Annotated in this window: 18 protein-coding genes and 1 pseudogene; 8 read left to right on the top strand and 11 right to left on the bottom strand. The window is 67.7% G+C overall.

Features of this window, described 5'->3' with window-relative positions:
* Positions 1 to 14: 14 nt before the first annotated feature.
* Complete coding sequence (locus tag AB0H88_RS38600) at positions 15 to 521, bottom strand: cupin domain-containing protein (protein ID WP_357653460.1); 507 nt, start codon at positions 519 to 521, stop codon at positions 15 to 17.
* 19 nt (positions 522 to 540) lie between these two features.
* On the bottom strand, positions 541 to 912 hold the full coding sequence (locus AB0H88_RS38595; protein ID WP_357653458.1) for a DUF4267 domain-containing protein: 372 nt from the start codon (positions 910 to 912) through the stop codon (positions 541 to 543).
* On the opposite strand from AB0H88_RS38595, the gene AB0H88_RS38590 reads away from it, so the two are divergent.
* A complete protein-coding gene (locus AB0H88_RS38590; protein ID WP_357653672.1) occupies positions 888 to 1,490 on the top strand; it encodes a LysR substrate-binding domain-containing protein in 603 nt (200 codons plus the stop codon). The two genes, AB0H88_RS38595 and AB0H88_RS38590, sit on opposite strands and share 25 nt — an antisense overlap.
* Before the next feature lie 15 nt (positions 1,491 to 1,505).
* Here AB0H88_RS38590 and AB0H88_RS38585 read toward each other — a convergent pair whose 3' ends face one another.
* Entirely contained in the window at positions 1,506 to 2,291 is a 786-nt protein-coding gene (locus AB0H88_RS38585) for a GNAT family N-acetyltransferase (RefSeq protein WP_357653456.1), read from the bottom strand.
* Between the two features lie 317 nt (positions 2,292 to 2,608).
* Between AB0H88_RS38585 and AB0H88_RS38580 the strand changes: the two genes are divergently transcribed.
* Positions 2,609 to 3,109, top strand: a complete 501-nt coding sequence (locus AB0H88_RS38580) for a GNAT family N-acetyltransferase (protein ID WP_357653454.1) — start codon at positions 2,609 to 2,611, stop codon at positions 3,107 to 3,109.
* 9 nt (positions 3,110 to 3,118) lie between these two features.
* Here the strand turns inward: AB0H88_RS38580 and AB0H88_RS38575 are convergent, their stop codons facing one another.
* From AB0H88_RS38575 to AB0H88_RS38565, 3 genes are all read right to left on the bottom strand, one after another.
* On the bottom strand, positions 3,119 to 3,325 hold the full coding sequence (locus AB0H88_RS38575) for a hypothetical protein (protein WP_357653452.1): 207 nt from the start codon (positions 3,323 to 3,325) through the stop codon (positions 3,119 to 3,121).
* Positions 3,326 to 3,371: 46 nt separating this feature from the next.
* Positions 3,372 to 3,956 carry a hypothetical protein gene (locus AB0H88_RS38570; RefSeq protein WP_357653450.1) on the bottom strand — a complete coding sequence of 195 codons (585 nt, stop codon included), beginning with the start codon at positions 3,954 to 3,956 and terminating at the stop codon, positions 3,372 to 3,374.
* Between the two features lie 552 nt (positions 3,957 to 4,508).
* Entirely contained in the window at positions 4,509 to 5,483 is a 975-nt protein-coding gene (locus AB0H88_RS38565; RefSeq protein WP_357653448.1) for a type II CAAX endopeptidase family protein, read from the bottom strand.
* 286 nt (positions 5,484 to 5,769) lie between these two features.
* Here AB0H88_RS38565 and AB0H88_RS38560 point away from each other — a divergent pair, with 286 nt between their 5' ends.
* On the top strand, positions 5,770 to 6,135 hold the full coding sequence (locus tag AB0H88_RS38560) for a DUF2809 domain-containing protein (protein WP_357653446.1): 366 nt from the start codon (positions 5,770 to 5,772) through the stop codon (positions 6,133 to 6,135).
* 738 nt (positions 6,136 to 6,873) lie between these two features.
* Positions 6,874 to 7,329 (top strand): hypothetical protein, encoded by a 456-nt coding sequence (locus AB0H88_RS38555; protein ID WP_357653444.1) that lies wholly within the window; start codon positions 6,874 to 6,876, stop codon positions 7,327 to 7,329.
* Between the two features lie 434 nt (positions 7,330 to 7,763).
* Here the strand turns inward: AB0H88_RS38555 and AB0H88_RS38550 are convergent, their stop codons facing one another.
* Complete coding sequence (locus AB0H88_RS38550; protein ID WP_357653442.1) at positions 7,764 to 8,096, bottom strand: YnfA family protein; 333 nt, start codon at positions 8,094 to 8,096, stop codon at positions 7,764 to 7,766.
* Between the two features lie 163 nt (positions 8,097 to 8,259).
* Between AB0H88_RS38550 and AB0H88_RS38545 the strand changes: the two genes are divergently transcribed.
* The 4 genes from AB0H88_RS38545 to AB0H88_RS38530 all read left to right on the top strand — a co-directional run bounded on the left by AB0H88_RS38545 (position 8,260) and on the right by AB0H88_RS38530 (position 11,388).
* Positions 8,260 to 8,673, top strand: coding sequence for a helix-turn-helix transcriptional regulator (locus AB0H88_RS38545; protein WP_357653440.1), 414 nt, complete (start codon positions 8,260 to 8,262; stop codon positions 8,671 to 8,673).
* A gap of 10 nt (positions 8,674 to 8,683) precedes the next feature.
* Positions 8,684 to 9,490 carry a molybdate ABC transporter substrate-binding protein gene (gene modA, locus AB0H88_RS38540; RefSeq protein ID WP_357653438.1) on the top strand — a complete coding sequence of 269 codons (807 nt, stop codon included), beginning with the start codon at positions 8,684 to 8,686 and terminating at the stop codon, positions 9,488 to 9,490.
* A 108-nt stretch (positions 9,491 to 9,598) separates the two neighbouring features.
* Complete coding sequence (locus tag AB0H88_RS38535; protein WP_357653671.1) at positions 9,599 to 10,360, top strand: ABC transporter permease; 762 nt, start codon at positions 9,599 to 9,601, stop codon at positions 10,358 to 10,360.
* Positions 10,357 to 11,388 carry an ABC transporter ATP-binding protein gene (locus AB0H88_RS38530; RefSeq protein ID WP_357653436.1) on the top strand — a complete coding sequence of 344 codons (1,032 nt, stop codon included), beginning with the start codon at positions 10,357 to 10,359 and terminating at the stop codon, positions 11,386 to 11,388. The genes AB0H88_RS38535 and AB0H88_RS38530 overlap by 4 nt, the downstream gene beginning before the upstream one ends.
* A gap of 54 nt (positions 11,389 to 11,442) precedes the next feature.
* On the opposite strand, the gene AB0H88_RS38525 is transcribed toward AB0H88_RS38530, so the two are convergent.
* The 4 genes and pseudogenes from AB0H88_RS38525 to AB0H88_RS38510 form a co-directional block, all read right to left on the bottom strand.
* Complete coding sequence (locus tag AB0H88_RS38525; protein WP_357653434.1) at positions 11,443 to 12,723, bottom strand: Gfo/Idh/MocA family oxidoreductase; 1,281 nt, start codon at positions 12,721 to 12,723, stop codon at positions 11,443 to 11,445.
* Positions 12,724 to 12,791: 68 nt separating this feature from the next.
* On the bottom strand, positions 12,792 to 14,069 hold the full coding sequence (locus AB0H88_RS38520; RefSeq protein WP_357653432.1) for an extracellular solute-binding protein: 1,278 nt from the start codon (positions 14,067 to 14,069) through the stop codon (positions 12,792 to 12,794).
* A gap of 34 nt (positions 14,070 to 14,103) precedes the next feature.
* Positions 14,104 to 14,973 carry a carbohydrate ABC transporter permease gene (locus AB0H88_RS38515; RefSeq protein ID WP_357653430.1) on the bottom strand — a complete coding sequence of 290 codons (870 nt, stop codon included), beginning with the start codon at positions 14,971 to 14,973 and terminating at the stop codon, positions 14,104 to 14,106.
* Positions 14,957 to 15,112, bottom strand: a pseudogene (locus AB0H88_RS38510) (ABC transporter permease); the annotation flags it as partial. The pseudogene AB0H88_RS38510 and the gene AB0H88_RS38515, both read right to left, overlap by 17 nt.

Genomic DNA, 15,112 nt, shown 5'->3' with positions numbered 1-15,112 from the left:
GAGGTTGATCAGCTTCAGGGCCTGGCGTCGTTCCAGGTCGTGCTGGTGAGGAAGTAGGTGTCGTAGAGCTCCTGCACGTCAAGGAGGCTTTCCGGCGGCACCTTGCCGTACGCGATGCGCTCCAGGTGGCGGAAATACTCGAACCGCTCGACGCCCGGAGTGATGACGATGAGGATGTCGGCGTCCTCTCCCGGCGCCGCGGCGAAGGCATGGGCAAGACCGGCCGGCACGATCACGAGGTCCCCACGCTCGGCGGTGACGACCTGCTCGCCGGACAACAGCTGCGCGGTGCCGTCGAGCATGTAGAACAGCTCGGCGGAGGCGTCGTGGCGGTGCGGTTTGGCGCCGTCCGCGCCGTTCGCGAGCGTGACCCGCTGGGTCGACAGCGCACCACCGGTTGAGCTGCTGTCGGCCAGCAGCCGGATGGTGGTGGGGGCCTGGCCGATCACCTCGGCGTCCCCGGAGCGCACGATGACGGACTTGTTCTCGTTCTTGCCGGAGTTGGGCAGGATGAGCGACATTTCGGTGGCTCCTTCAGGCTCAGGCGAGGAACAGCAGGACGGCGCAGATGAGGACGACCACGGCGGTGGCGAAGTGGATGCCGAACGCCACCGCCTTGGTGCCGCCATTACGCAGGACGATGACAGTGTCGAAGAGAGGAAGGAGGGCGACGACCAGCATGAACCAGGCCTCGGCGCGTACTCCCACGAAGAAGAGCAGGGCCAGGCCGACGATGCCGTAGACGGAGTCGCGCAGCCCCTTGATGGTCAGGTAGGCGACGTCCCCGTCCTTCTTGGCGGGCACGCCGTAGCCGGCGGCGGCGGCCTGCGGCGCCAGCAGGAACCGCAGACCGATGAAGAGGACGAACAGGTCGAGCAGGACAGCGAATCCGTAAGCGATGGAGGCGAGCACGATCCACTCCAATTTCTAGCGCCGCTAGTTGCAGGAGTGACGCTAACATAACAGCGACAGATGCGCTAGCGGCGCTAGCATCACGGTCAAGTGGGGTTGATCGTCGTGGCCGATGGGGCGCCGGACTCCCACTCGGACAGACCTCCAGCATCGAATACGCTCTCCATCTGGAACAACGCCAGATCCGACAACGGAGCATCAACCTCGACTTAACGATCCAGAGGGATCATGGAGCTTCGCGACATCTCCGCCACGCGTCCTTCGTCGACCCCTTCGCCGGCTTACGGTCCGGCGAGATCGACATCCTGGTCACCTGGCTGCCCGTCGAAGAGCCCGACCTCAGTGTGGGCCCCATCCTGTTCAAGGACCGCCGCGTACTCGCCGTGGCCGCCGACCACGAGCTGGCGCCGCGGGCATCGGCCTCCGTGGAGGACATCGCGTTCCACCAGCACTCCGGCGCCAGGCGCACTCCCGACTATTGGGAGGACAGCTTCATCCCCTTCCACACCCCCCGAGGCCGCACGATCGAACGCGGGCCGCTGGTGACGAACATGGACGAGCTGCTCTCTGGTCAGTAGCGGTGTACGGAAGAATCACCCGCCCGGTACGCCGATCTTGATCCAGTAACGCCGCGCCGGTCCGAACCGTGTACCGCGAATGCCCTCAAGAACACCGCCATGGCTCTCGATCGTCTTCACCGAGGCGACGTTGTCGGCCGCGCAGACGACCAGCACCTGGTCCATGCCCAGCTCTCGCGCCTCGTCGAGCATCCGGCCGAGCGCCCAGCCGGCCAGCCCGCGCCGGCGCTCGGACGGCCGGATGCCGTAGCCGATGTGGCCGGCCCACTCCACGAACTCGCTGAACCCGTACCTCAGCGCGATCCCACCGAGCACCCGGTCGCCCTCGACGATCCACCGGTACGCGCACCGCACCCCGTCGGCGTCCGCCGCCTTCGCCTGGTCCGCCTCGTCGAGCAGCCGCGCCACCCAGGCCGCGAACCCGGTCGGCGAATCGACCGCATCGGACGGCAACAGCCCGAAACCGTCCTCATGGAAGCCGGGCCCCCACTCGGCATGCGCCTCGAGCCAGGCGATGTGCAGACGTGTGGTGGGCGCGATCAACTCTGGCATACCGCACTCTATCGATCCGCCGACCTGGAAAGCCGTTGCGGTCGCGGCGAGCACGACACCCATCCCGCGCTCACGCCGGCCGAGCGCGTACGCCACGCAGAAGACGACCACCACACCGAGCTCGCCCACCTGCGGCGGGACCCACCCACCCCCGGCCAGGACGTGGCCGGCCGCGGAGACCCCCGTGCGCCACGTCGCGAAGACGATGGCCCGTGGCACGCGCAGCGCCGTGGCGATCACACCGAACATCCTGTCAGCCGAGCAGCCCGCGAACGTGCGCCCCGCCCTGGGGGTGCACGGATCCGCGAACCTCATACCGAGGGATACGCGAGGATGTCCCCCCTCGTCCAGCTCGACCAGAGGGGGCCAGGCTAGGGCCCTGTGGAGCTGTCAGCTGCGACCGGAGCGACCTTGGCCACTATTGCGAATGATTAGCAATAGCGACTTTATTGCCTTACTGTCACCTGGTGATGCGTGGATTTAGCCAGCGAACATCCCACCACCCCCACCAGCAGTAAGGGCAGCCAATGACCTATAGGTACTACCAACCCGACATCACATCCACCATGCATGGGCAGATCATCGACCTGTACCGGCGCTGCTACGCCGCCCCGCCATGGTCGGAAACCCCCGAACAACTCAACGGTTACCCCGCCAAACTCGCCGCATCCCTGGAACGGCCCGGCTTCACCGCCCAGATCGCCGGCGACGACACCGGCCGGCTCATCGGTGTCTGCTACGGCTGGCCCACCCCCGCCGACCTGACCGGCAGCCACATCTACGACACTCTGATCAAAGCCTTCGGCCTGGACGCCGCCACCGAGCTCACCCGTGACGCCTTCGAGGTCGCCGAGCTCTTCATCGATCCCGACCACCAAGGTCAAGGAATCGGCCGACACCTGCTCACCGAGACGACCGGCCCCTGGCCCACCGCCTGGCTCATCACCAACGCCCAGACTCCTGCGGCCGCCCTCTACCGCAAACTCGGCTGGCAAGAAGCCGGAGACCTGCCGACCGACTTCTACCCACCGCTCAAGCTGTCGGTCTTCGCGCTGGCCAGGAGCTGATTCCAGCCGTCAGCGCCGTACGGTCGGCACCTCGCCCTTGTGCGACAACCGGCCGCCGGTGAAACACAGCCGATACGCCGGCGACGGCGAGTTCGCCCTGATCCGGTAGAAGCGGCACTCGTCAGCGCCCCGCGGATCCGCGGGCGCGCCCCTCGGCCGCCCGCCGTCGTTCACCTGCGGCAGCACGGGCGCGTCCTCGCCGTCCTCCCGCAGCACCCCGATGATCTCGCGCAGCCGCTCGACAGCCGATCGACGATCTTCCTCACACCAGGGTTGGGGCGGGCTTGGCGGTCGAGGGGGCTCGGTGGGAGATGGAGGCGAAGGAGATGAGCAGGAGGATGGCGCCGAGCGGGATCAGGTCCTTGTCGATGTTCGGCATGATGAGGTCGCACAGGACCAGGAAGGGCGTCCACACCTTGATCCGGCGCATGACGGCGAGCCGGACGACCAGAGCGAACTGGCCGACGTAGAACAGGTACGGGCCGACGTCGTAGGCGGCGAAGGTGATCCCCGGAGTGTCGCGGATCTCACGGCTGAGAAGGCTCATGCTCAAGTTGTCGGCGGACAGCAGTCCAGCCACCACATCGATGGTGAACTGCGTGGTCAGAGCGAGAGCGCCGACGGTGGCGACCACTGCGATCACGGTGGACAGCGCGTCCCCTCCCGCCATCCGGCGCATCTGCCAGAAGATGTACACGAACAGCCCCATCGCCGCGATGAAGGCCAGATGTCCGGTGGTCCAGGCGAGCCCGGGGCCACGACTGCCGTCGAGTCCGTCAAGAATGCGGATCACACCGTAGGCGAAGGTGAGCAGCGGGGCGGCGACGAAGGCGATGCGGGGGTTCATCCGGGAACTCCTAAGCGAAGGGTGCTTACGCCCTTAATCCTGGATTTTCGCCCGCCGAAAGTAATCGCCGAGGGGAGCGATCTCTGCGATCCCCCGCACGAGGGATAGGTATCGCCCCTGGCGGCGAGGCGTTCCCCTTCGTGCCGTCCTGGTCGTACCCGGCCCTGACGCGGATCCCGAGCGACGCCCCGGATGACTGCCGGAGGGCGGGCGTGCGGTCGCCGCGTACAGCGGTGTCCGGGAGATGGATGGGAACCTTGCTCCTGCATCCGGATAAGTACGGCTGTGACATCCATTCCACATGAGGATCCGGCCATGACAGGCATGATGCTCCACATGGCGGCCCCCGGTCAGCCGCGAAGATCCGACCATTTGCGGGGAGCACCTGGCAGAGGATTCGGCGGGAATTCCGGCGGCCTTCTCGGTGGCTCAGGTGGCCGTCGGCATCGTGGACGACGCGGGGGACGTGCCGTAACCGGGGCGGAGACGCACAGCGGGCGTGGGACCGCTTTCCGGTCCCACGCCCTCGCCCTCGCTTTCGCGGTGTGTCGTTCAGCTCTGATGGGTGGCCTCCGGCGCGGGCTCCTCGACCTTGCGATAGCCGAGGCGGCCGCGGGTCGCGACGAGAATAATGATCGCTACCGTACTGCTCGCGAGCAGGGTGACATGGGACGCCTGCTGCGCGGTGGCGATCGACGGGAACATGTTCGCGTAGGCGAGCGACATGAAGTTGTTGACGCTGACATGCAGCACCATGACCACCGGCAGACTCTCGCCGGTCCGGTTGAACACCCAGGTGACGATCACGCTGAAGATGGAGGCGAAGGCGATGAACTCGCCGACCGTCAGCCAGGTGAGGTTCGGCCACCCGCCCCACTCGCTGAGGAACAGCGGCACGTGCCAGAAGCCCCACAGCGGACCGAGGATGAGGGTGGCACCCAGCGGGCCGAACTTGCGCTGCAGACGGGGCAGGGCGAAGTCACGCCAGCCCGGCTCTTCCGCCAGCCCGGTGGTGACCATCTGGAGCAGCAGACTCGGCAGATAGGCCACCAGCACGGCGACGGGCGGCACGTGGATGTCGTTGTTGGACATCGCGAGACCGGCGACGATGATGGCGGCGGGAACGCCGACGGCGGTCCCGAGATACCAGACCCAGCTGACCCGCCACTTCATCATCCGCCCGACCCACCGACGAAGGCCCGCCTTACCGTCCGCGACCGCGGTCACGACGAACGCGGCGAAGATGGGCCCGAGATAGGCACCGGGGAGAACACCGACGAACTGCGTGGTACCGAGCACCGAAGGCATGGTGAAATCCAGAATGCCCAGGCCGGTCGCCGAGAGAATGTAGGGCGTCCAGGCGGCCCAGCTCATCAGATTCGCCAGTACGAAGAAACTGAGCAGCGGACGACGACGGATGAAACCCCGTAGCCCGGTCTGACTCGGATAACGCTCGATATCCCGCCGACTGTCGACTGACATTTCATTTTCTCCTGAGAGGTGCGCTTGACTGACAGTGATCAGCACACCAGTCAGGGACCCTCCCGGTCGCTCCCGTGTACGCCCCAATGGGGGTATAGCTAGGGGTACCAAGAGCGAACGTAGCCGCTCCACCTGGGCATACTCAGCTCGCTCTTGAGGCGGCGAGGATGTGGGATGAGGACATCGGCGATGGGGTCAAGCGTGCTGGCATGTCGTTGCCATAGCACTCCGCTGCGGTCGCTGACCTGGCGCGATCAGCGTGCCGCCATAAGAGACGAACCTTATGATCAGTTCGTCCTGATCGTTGAGATTCGGAGAAGATGTCAATCTCATGCGCCGCGCCATGGTCCTTCTGGGTGGCGTCGCCCTCGCCGTCGGCGCGTTCACCCTCTTCTACCGGGGCCCGGGACAACCGTTCATCCGCGGTTACATGAGCGACGTCAGCGCCACCATGCTGGTCTACGCGTGCTTGGGGCTGCTGTGGCGCACCACCGCCGCACGCCGCGCCCTGGCGACGGTCGGGATCGCCGCCGCCGTCGAGTTCTACCAAATAGTCGGCATGACCCCGCCGGGCATCGGCGGTGTCCTGGTCGGCGCGTTCCCCGACCCATGGGACCTGGTCGCCTATGCCATCGGTGTGGTCGCGGCACTGGCCTGGGAACGCCGATTGGTCCGACCCGGTGATCAGACCGGCTGACTCTCGGACGCCACCCCACCAGCACGCTGACGGTACGGTGCCCCCACAGCGGCGAGGTCATCGGGTTCGGCCTGCGTGGCGGCCGGCGCCGCAAAGCAGGACCGCCGCATCTCAGGACAAGCCGGCGTATCGCATCGCGTTCTCTTGATCGCGCGCCGAAAGCCCCGACGCCGACCAGACGCGGCGTCCAGCTCCGCACCGCCGAGATCGACGCGGGTCTTCAGCAGACGGTGAGCGCTGACGACGTGGCGACGTTCGTGGCGCTCCTTCACGACCAGCACGCCCGGTAGTGAGAACGTGGCCACCTCGACGCCCCTCTCCGATTGCCACGGGTTGCACGTGGCAGCTCCGCACGCTCAGGCCGCGCCGGTGGACTGGGAGCCCAGCCGACCACGCGCGCATCGGATTCGGGTGCGCCAGTACACGTGCAGCTGCCAGCTTCCAACCTTCGAGTTGTGCACGACAGGCGGGCTATGGTTCGTCCGGCGAATCTCAGACCGGGCGCCGGCCAGCATCGTGGAAAGCACCTGGGCGTCCGCCCGCGCAGCAGACGATCTTTGGTTGAGGATCCTCAGCGGCCAGGCGCGCTGACTCGGTGTGCTCTACACGGGCGGAACGCCGCACATCTACTGAGCAATCTCGGCGCGTTCGGCTGGTGTGCGGTGGAAGCGAAGCGGAAGAGGTTAATGTCGCCTGCTCGCAGGTTGTTTGTCGTACCCGACGGCTACTCTCCGGCACATGTCAGTCCCCGAGGTCATTCCCATCGTCTACGAGCCCGACTACCACACCGACACAATCGGCCACTGGGACGGCGGGCAGTTCTTCGGCTCCGTCGTCGCCGCCTTCCCCCGGGGCTACACCCACACTGCCGACTGGCCGGCGCACAAACGCTGGTTCGCCGTCCTGCACACCTTCGATGCCGCCGGCCACCACCTCGACACCCGCGTCGAACAAACCGGCACCGACGTCGACCACCGAACGGCCGCTGACACCGCACAAGAGCAATTGCAAGCCTGGCTCAGCGCCCTGTCCGGGCTCCGGTTCGACGACATCGCCATCCGGCCTTTCCAGCACACGTACAACGACATCCTGTACGGCCTCGTCATCGAGACCTTCGAAGGCGAAGAACATGCCGAGTTCTACCCGAACGGCATCGGCTTTTACGAGCCCTGGGACGGCCTATACGACACCTGACCACCCGGTTCGTAGGCCAGGGCGGACGCCTCGTCAGCGGGATTTCGCCTTGCTCAGATGGTGGTGCGAGTCGGTGGAGCGACGGCTTCCCTGAACCTCGCCTAGGACGAGGCCGGGAGACCCCTGAGGCCACTCCTTGCTTCCCTGCACATCAATGGCAAGCGATATCTCCTGCCTGTGAGGCCAGCGGAGAACGCGCAGGCGAAGCCTGCGCCTGAGGAGGGCGTCCGAGCGTAGCGAGGGCCCTGCAGGGGTCGGGCCGTTGGCCCGACTGGGAACTTCGCCTGAGCTCCCGGAAGCGCGAAGCGCCGACTGCGAAGCCCGTTGTGCGCCGCAGGCGCCCCTGGAAGAACGTCCGGAGCGAAGCGCAGGCCCGTTGTGCCGTGCGAGGCCCCTTGTGGTTGTGGTGCGAGGCCCGTTGTGCGTGCGGGTGGTCAGCCGCGGGGCGCGTACATGATCACCAGGACGCCCGCCAAGCAGATCAGCGCGCCGATGACGTCCCAGCGGTCGGGACGGAAGCCGTCGGCGATCATGCCCCAGATCAGCGAGCCGGCCACGAACACGCCACCATAGGCGGCCAGGATGCGCCCGAAGTGGGCGTCGGGTTGAAAGGTGGCGACGAACCCGTACAGCCCGAGCGCGATCACGCCCGCGCCTACCCAGATCAGGCCGCGTTGCTCGCGCACGCCTTGCCAGACCAACCAGGCGCCGCCGATCTCGAACAGCGCGGCCAGAACGAACAACAGCAGCGAACGGGCGATCGTCATAGGTGCCATTGCACCAGGCCGGGCCGGGGCGGGCGGTACCGGGGCGACCAGGCGGGGGTGTTCTCCGATCTCGTGGATGCGATGGCAGAGCCGTAAGTCATACCGCTGCTGCGGTGGCAGACGGGTGTTCAGGCTTGAATGTGCGGAAGGTATCGTGATGCTTGTGACCACGTTTCGGATCAGCGAGGCCGCGGCGCTGCTCGGGGTCAGCTCCGACACCGTTCGCCGGTGGGTGGACGCGGGCCGGCTGGGAGCCGAGCGGGATGAGCACGGCCACCGGCGGGTCAACGGCGCCGACCTGGCCGCCTTCGCCCGCTCGCAGATCGAGGAGAGCGACGGCGGTAGCCGCTCCTCGGCGCGTAACCGCTTTCGCGGGATCGTGACCGAGGTGATCCGCGATGCGGTGATGGCGCAGGTGGAGATCGCCGCCGGGCCGTTTCGGGTGGTGTCGCTGATGAGCCGCCAGGCCGCGGATGAGTTGGGCCTGGAGGTGGGGGTGGTGGCGGTCGCCGTGATCAAGTCCACCAACGTCGTCGTGGAGATTCCCGCTCACGAGCGCGTGGCCAGTTATTTGTGAGGAGCCCTCCTTGGTGTTCAGGCGTCTTCCCCGATGGGCGATCGCCCTGCCGGTCGCGCTCGCGCTGGCGGGCCCGTCCGGTTGCGGCTCCGGCCAACCGGCCACCTCCACGGCGTCGGCTTCGAGAGCTTCCGCCGGTGGCGGGGCCAAGGAGGTGACGGTGTTCGCGGCGGCCTCGCTGACCGGTACGTTCACCGAGCTCGGCAAGGCCTTCGAGGCCGCGCACCCGGGTACGACGGTGAGGTTCAACTTCGGCTCCAGCGCGACGCTGGCCCAGCAGGTCGTCCAGGGGGCGCCGGCGGATGTGTTCGCCGCGGCGAGCCCGGCCACGATGAAGACGGTGACCGACGCGTCGTCGGCGAGTGCGCCGACCACGTTCGTGCGTAACAAGCTGGAGATCGCCGTGCCGAAGGACAATCCGGCCAAGGTGGATGAGCTGAAGGATCTGGCCGACAGCAGGGTGAAGGTTGCCTTGTGCGCCGAGCAGGTGCCGTGCGGGGCGGCGGCGGTCAAGGCGCTGGACGCGGCCGGGCTGAAGGTCAAGCCCGTGACGCTGGAGCAGGACGTCAAGGCCACGCTGACCAAGGTCGAGTTGGGCGAGGTGGACGCGGCCCTGGTGTACAAGACCGATGTGATCGCCTCGGCGGGCAAGGTACGGGGGCTCGAGTTCCCTGAGGCGGACAAGGCGATCAACGACTATCCGATCGCCACACTGGCCGAGGCTCCGGCCGGTGACCTGGCCGAGCAGTTCGTGGATCTGGTGCTCTCGCAGCAGGGCAAGGACGTGCTGACCAAGGCCGGCTTCGAGGCGCCCTGATCGCTCATGAACCCTTCCATGCCGGAGCAGGCCGACCTGTCGAGCTCGCCACGCGGGCCCGACGGCCGGCCGGCCGCGGGGCGCGAGGTCTCCGGGCGCCTGCCGTGGATGCTGGTCGTACCCGCTGTCCTGGGTTTGGTCTTCCTCGTGCTGCCGCTGGCCGGGCTGCTGATCCGCGCCCCATGGCCCACGCTGCTGCGGCGGCTGGCCGAGCCGCAGGTGCTGGAGGCGTTGCGGCTGTCGCTGGTGTGCGCCACCATCGCCACCGCCGTGTGCCTGCTGCTCGGGGTGCCGCTGGCCTGGCTGCTGGCCCGGGTGTCGTTTCCCGGGCGGCGGCTGGTGCGGGCCCTGGTCACCGTCCCGCTGGTGCTGCCGCCGGTGGTCGGCGGTGTCGCGCTGCTGCTGGTACTGGGGCGGCGCGGGTTGGTCGGGCAGTGGCTGGAGGCCACGTTCGGCATCACGCTGCCGTTCACCACCGCCGGGGTGATCATCGCCGAGGCGTTCGTGGCGATGCCCTTCCTGGTGATCAGCGTCGAGGGGGCGTTGCGCGGTGCCGACCGGCGTTTCGAGGAGGCCGCGGCCACGCTCGGCGCCTCGCGGTGGATCGTGTTCCGGCGGGTGACGCTGCCGATGGTCATGCCGGGTGTCGTGGCCGGGGCGGTGTTGTGCTGGGCGCGGGCGCTGGGCGAGTTCGGCGCGACGATCACGTTCGCGGGCAACTTCCCCGGCACGACCCGCACCATGCCGCTGGCGGTCTATCTGGCGCTGGAGACCGAGCCGGAGGCGGCCATCGTGCTCAGCCTCGTTCTGCTGGCCGTCTCGGTGATCATTCTGAGCAGCCTGCGTGACCGGTGGGTGAGCGCGCCATGACCCTGTACGCCCGGCTGGTGGTCACCCGGCCCGCCTTCACCCTCGACCTCACCCTGGAGGTCGCTCCGGGCGAGGTCGTGGCGCTGCTCGGTCCCAACGGCGCGGGCAAGACCACCGCCCTGCGCGCCCTGGCCGGGCTCACTCGCCTGTCCGACGGGCAGATCATCCTGCGCGGCAGGACACTGCACACCCTTCCCGCCGAGGAACGCCCGATCGGCATGGTCTTCCAGGACTACCTGCTCTTCCCGCACCTGACGGCGCTGGACAACGTCGCGTTCGGGCCGCGCTGCCACGGCGTGCCCAAGGCCGAGGCCCGCCGTACCGCCGCCGCCCTGCTGGAGCGCGTCGGCCTGGCCGAGCGCGCCACCGCCAAGCCACGGCAGCTGTCCGGCGGACAGGCTCAGCGGGTCGCACTGGCGCGGGCGCTGGCCGTACGGCCCGATCTGCTGCTGCTGGATGAGCCGCTGGCCGCGCTCGACGCCCACACCCGGCTGGAGGTCCGCTCCCAGCTACGCCGTCACCTGGCCGACTTCGACGGCGCGACCGTACTGGTCACCCACGACCCCCTCGACGCGATGGTGCTGGCCGACCGGCTGATCGTGATCGAGAACGGCGCCATCGTCCAGCAGGGCAGTCCGGCCGAGGTCGCCCGCCGCCCCCGTACCGACTACGTGGCCCGCCTGGTCGGGCTCAACCTGTATCGCGGCGTGGCCGACGGATCCCGGGTCAAGGTCGGCGAGCTGTTGCTGCACACCTACGAACATCTCGACGGGCCCGCGTTCGTCGCCTTCCCGCCCTCCGCCGTCGCCCTCTACCGGACCCGCCCGGACGGCAGTCCGCGCAACCTGTGGCAGGCTCGCATCGAGGGCATCGAACGCCACGGCGACAACGTACGCGTACACCTCGACGGCCCCGTCACTGCCTTCGCCGACATCACCACCGCCGCCGTCGCCGACCTCGACCTGACGCCGGGCCAGCAGATCTGGGCCTCGGCCAAGGCCACCGAGACCCACGCCTACCCCGCATGAACCCGCCCGCGCCGGACGAGCGGCATGACCGCAACGCCAATAACCAGCCGTCGGTCAGGCGTCGGCTAGGCGGGTGCCGTCGTCGGTCAGGCGGATGGCGCGGCCGGTGGCGGCCGAGCGGGTGGCCGCGGCTCCTACCAGCACGCTGCGGATCCCGTCGCGGTACCCGGCGGGGCGGCCCAGCGGGTCCTCGCTCGGACCGCGGAAGACGTCGTTCAGTAGCAGCCGGTCGCCACCGCCATGGCCGCCCTCCCCCTGCTCGATCACGATCTCCTCGCGCTCCTGCCAGTGCCGGTGCAGGGTGAGCCGCTCCCAGGCGCCGGCCGCGTGCTGCTTGGTGGCGGCGCTCGGGTCGATCGCGGCGTGCGGCGGCGTCCAAGATCGCTCGCACACCTCCAGCTCGACGCGCCCCTCCGTACCGTTGAAGACGACGCGGTAGCCCTCGTACGGGGCGTGCGCGGTGAGCGAGTAGGTGAGCATGGCCCGGTTGGCGTAGCGGACCAGGACCGACATGTTGTCGTCGATCGTCACGCCCGGTCCGAAGACGTCCTGGTCGCGGATGTAGCCGTCCTCGTGCTCGGCGTCCAGGTACAGGCGCTTGAGGTGTTCGTCGGCGGAGATGTCCAGGATGAACGGGTCGGTGCCGAGGCCGGGCGCGCCCTGGCCGCGGGCGGGACGCGGGCCTCTGGGCAGGGCCTGGCCGTAGAAGCGCAGGTCGGTCTGGGCGAAGACGAGCTCGGGCGCGGCCGCGAGCCACCAGTTGACCAGGTCGAAGTGGTGGGTGGACTTGTGCACCAGCAGGCCGCCGGAGTTGGCCTTGTCGCGGTGCCAGCGGCGGAAGTAGTCGGCGCCGTGGATGGTGTCGAGCGCCCAGTCGAAGTGGACCGAGGTGATCTCGCCGATCGCGCCTTCGCTGATGAGCTTTTTGACCGCCGAGTTGCGCGGGGAGTAGCGGTAGTTGAAGGTGACCACCAGTTTGCCCGGGTTGCGCTCGGCGGCGGCGGCGATGGCCTCGCAGCCTTCGGCGTCGATGGTGAGCGGCTTCTCCACGATGACGTCGAGCCCCGCGTCGAGGGCGGCGACGACATAGCGGGCGTGCGTCGCGTCCACCGTGGTGACCACGACGGCGTCGGCCAGCTCCAGCAGCTTGCCGAACTCGTCCGGATGGAAGCGGGGCACGTCGGCGCCGATGCGCTCGGCGTAGTAGTCCATGCGGGTCCGGTTGGTGTCGCAGAGGCCGGCGATCGTACCGGTGTCGCGCCAGTCGCCCAGCAGGGCGTCGACGTACATCCGGACGCGGTGACCAAGGCCGACGAAGGCGTACCTGGTGCTCAACTTCTCTCCCCGAGTAGCGAAAATGATGGGCCGGAGCCACTGACGGCCCCGGCCCTGCTGTACCGAGCTCAGCCGGCGAGAGCGGCGTTGGCCTCGGTCAGGAACTTCTGCGCGGCGGCGTCCGGTGTCGTCTTGGCGAAGACGACCTCCTCGGTGACGCGCTTGAGGATGTCATCCACCTGGAGGGCGCCCTTCGGCGGAGCGGCGATCGGGCTCAGCTCGCTCCTGACCTCGTCGATGAAGCCCAGCGTCTTCTGGTCGACGGCCGGCAGCTTGTCCTTGACGGTCGCGAGCACCTTGGCGTTGATCGGCAGGCCACGGTCGCTCAGCAGGATCGAGGCCGCGTCCGGGTCGTTGACCATGAAGTCGATGAACTTGGCCGCTTCCGCGGGATGCTCGGACTTGGCGGCGATCGTGTAGAACATCGACGGCTGCAGGAACATACCGCTGGTGGTCGCCTCCTTCACCTTGGGCATGCGCAGCAGGGTCAGCTCCTGACCGGACGCCTTGGTCAGGCCGCCGAGCTGGTTGCTCCACCACATGCCCGTCGCACCGGCGTTGGTGCCCAGCGGCGACTGTTCGACCCCGCCCGCGATCAGCTCGGAGCTCTTCGCCGCGTCGGGTGAGCCCTTCGTCTGGATGAGCTGCTGGTGGATGCCCCACCAGGCCTTCAGCGTCTCAGGCGAGACGCCCAGCTTCTTACCGTCGTACAGCTTCTCGCCCCGCTGGGCCGCGAAGATCTGCAGCCAGGCGGGGTTGTAGTTGTACTCGGCTCCCGTGATGCCGCCACCGCTCGCGCTGATCTGCTTGGCCAGGTTGATCCAGTCGTCCCAGGTCCAGGACTTGTCGTCGGGCACCTTCTGCTTGGCCTTCTCGATCGTCGCCTTGTTGACGAGCATGGAGAAGGTGTTGACGCCGGAGGGAATGGCGTACTGCTTGCTGTCGATGTTCCCGGCGGCGAGCGCCTGCTGGTCGAGGTCGGTCGTGACCACCTTGCCCGCCAGGTCGGCCAGGGCGCCGCGCCCGGCGTACTCGCCCAGACCGCGGATCTCGATGCTCATGACGTCGGGGGCGTCGTTGGCCGCCACCTTGGTGGCGAGTTTCTCGTAGTAGTTGTTGAAGTCGGAGAAGTCGCCCTCGACGTTGATGGTCGGGTTCTTCTCCTCGAACTTCTTGATCACCTGCTCGGTGAGCTTCTGCCGGGAGTCGCTGCCCCAGTAGGAGAAGCGAAGTTCGACCTTGCCGCTGTCCGCCTTGTCGCCGCCGCCGCAGGCGCCGGCCGACGTCATCACGGTGGCCGCGAGCAGGGCGACCGTCCAAATCTTCTTGCGCGAGCTGAAATTCACAGCTCTACCTCCTGGTGAAGAGTTGCGGGGGGTGTTACTTGAGTCCGGTGGTCGCCATGCCACGGATCAGGTATTTCTGGCCGGCCAGGAAGAATCCGAAGATCGGCCCCAGCGACACGATCGACATCGCGAACATCGGCCCCCACGAGGACTCACCGCTGGAGTCCAGGAACTGGCGCAGCGCGACGGCGACCGTGAGGTTGTCGGAGTTCGTCAGGTACAGGTTCTGGCTGAAGAAGTCGTTCCACGTCCAGATGAAGGTGAAGATGCCGGTCGTGGCGAGCGCCGGGGTGCAGAGCGGGAGGATCACCTGGAGGAAGACCCGCCAGTAACCCGCACCGTCGATGGAGGCGGCCTCGTCCAGCTCCCTCGGCAGGGTCCGGATGAACTGGACCATGAGGAAGATGAAGAACGCGTCCGTGGCCAGGAACTTGGGCACGATCAGCGGCCAGATCGTGTTGATCCAGTCGAGCTCGGAGAACACGATGTACTGCGGCACGACCGTCACGTGGTGCGGCAGCATGATCGAGCCGAGCATGACCGCGAACCAGAGCTTCTTCAGCGGGAAGTTCAGCCGGGCGAAGGCGTACGCGGCCAGGGAGCAGGCGATCAGGTTGGCCGCCACCGACAGGCCGGTGATGACCGCGGAGTTCCACAGGTAGAACCCGAAGGTGTGCTTGAGCGAGGTCCAGCCGTCGCTGTAGTTCTCCAGCGTGAAGGTGCTCGGCCACAGGCCGGGCTCGCGGAAGATCAGCTCCTCCGGCTTCAGCGAGCTGGACACCATCCACAGCAGCGGATACAGCATGACCAGGCCGAACCCGATCAGCAGGATGTGCTTGAGCAGGCGGCTGCCCCGCGGAAGCGGGCGGAACAGCAGCGGGACGGCCTTACTTGGTGTCGCCATAGAAGACCCAATACTTCGACGCGAGGAAGTTGACGCCGGTCAGTCCGGCGATGATGAGCAGCAGCACCCAGGCCATGGCTGCCGCGTAGCCCATGTCGTAGCTCTTGAAGCCCTTCAGATACAGGTAGAGCGTGTAGAA

Source organism: Nonomuraea sp. NPDC050680 (assembly GCF_040654555.1).
In the GTDB taxonomy this organism is placed as follows: Bacteria; Actinomycetota; Actinomycetes; order Streptosporangiales; family Streptosporangiaceae; genus Nonomuraea.
This window is presented reverse-complemented; position numbering and strand designations above follow the sequence as displayed.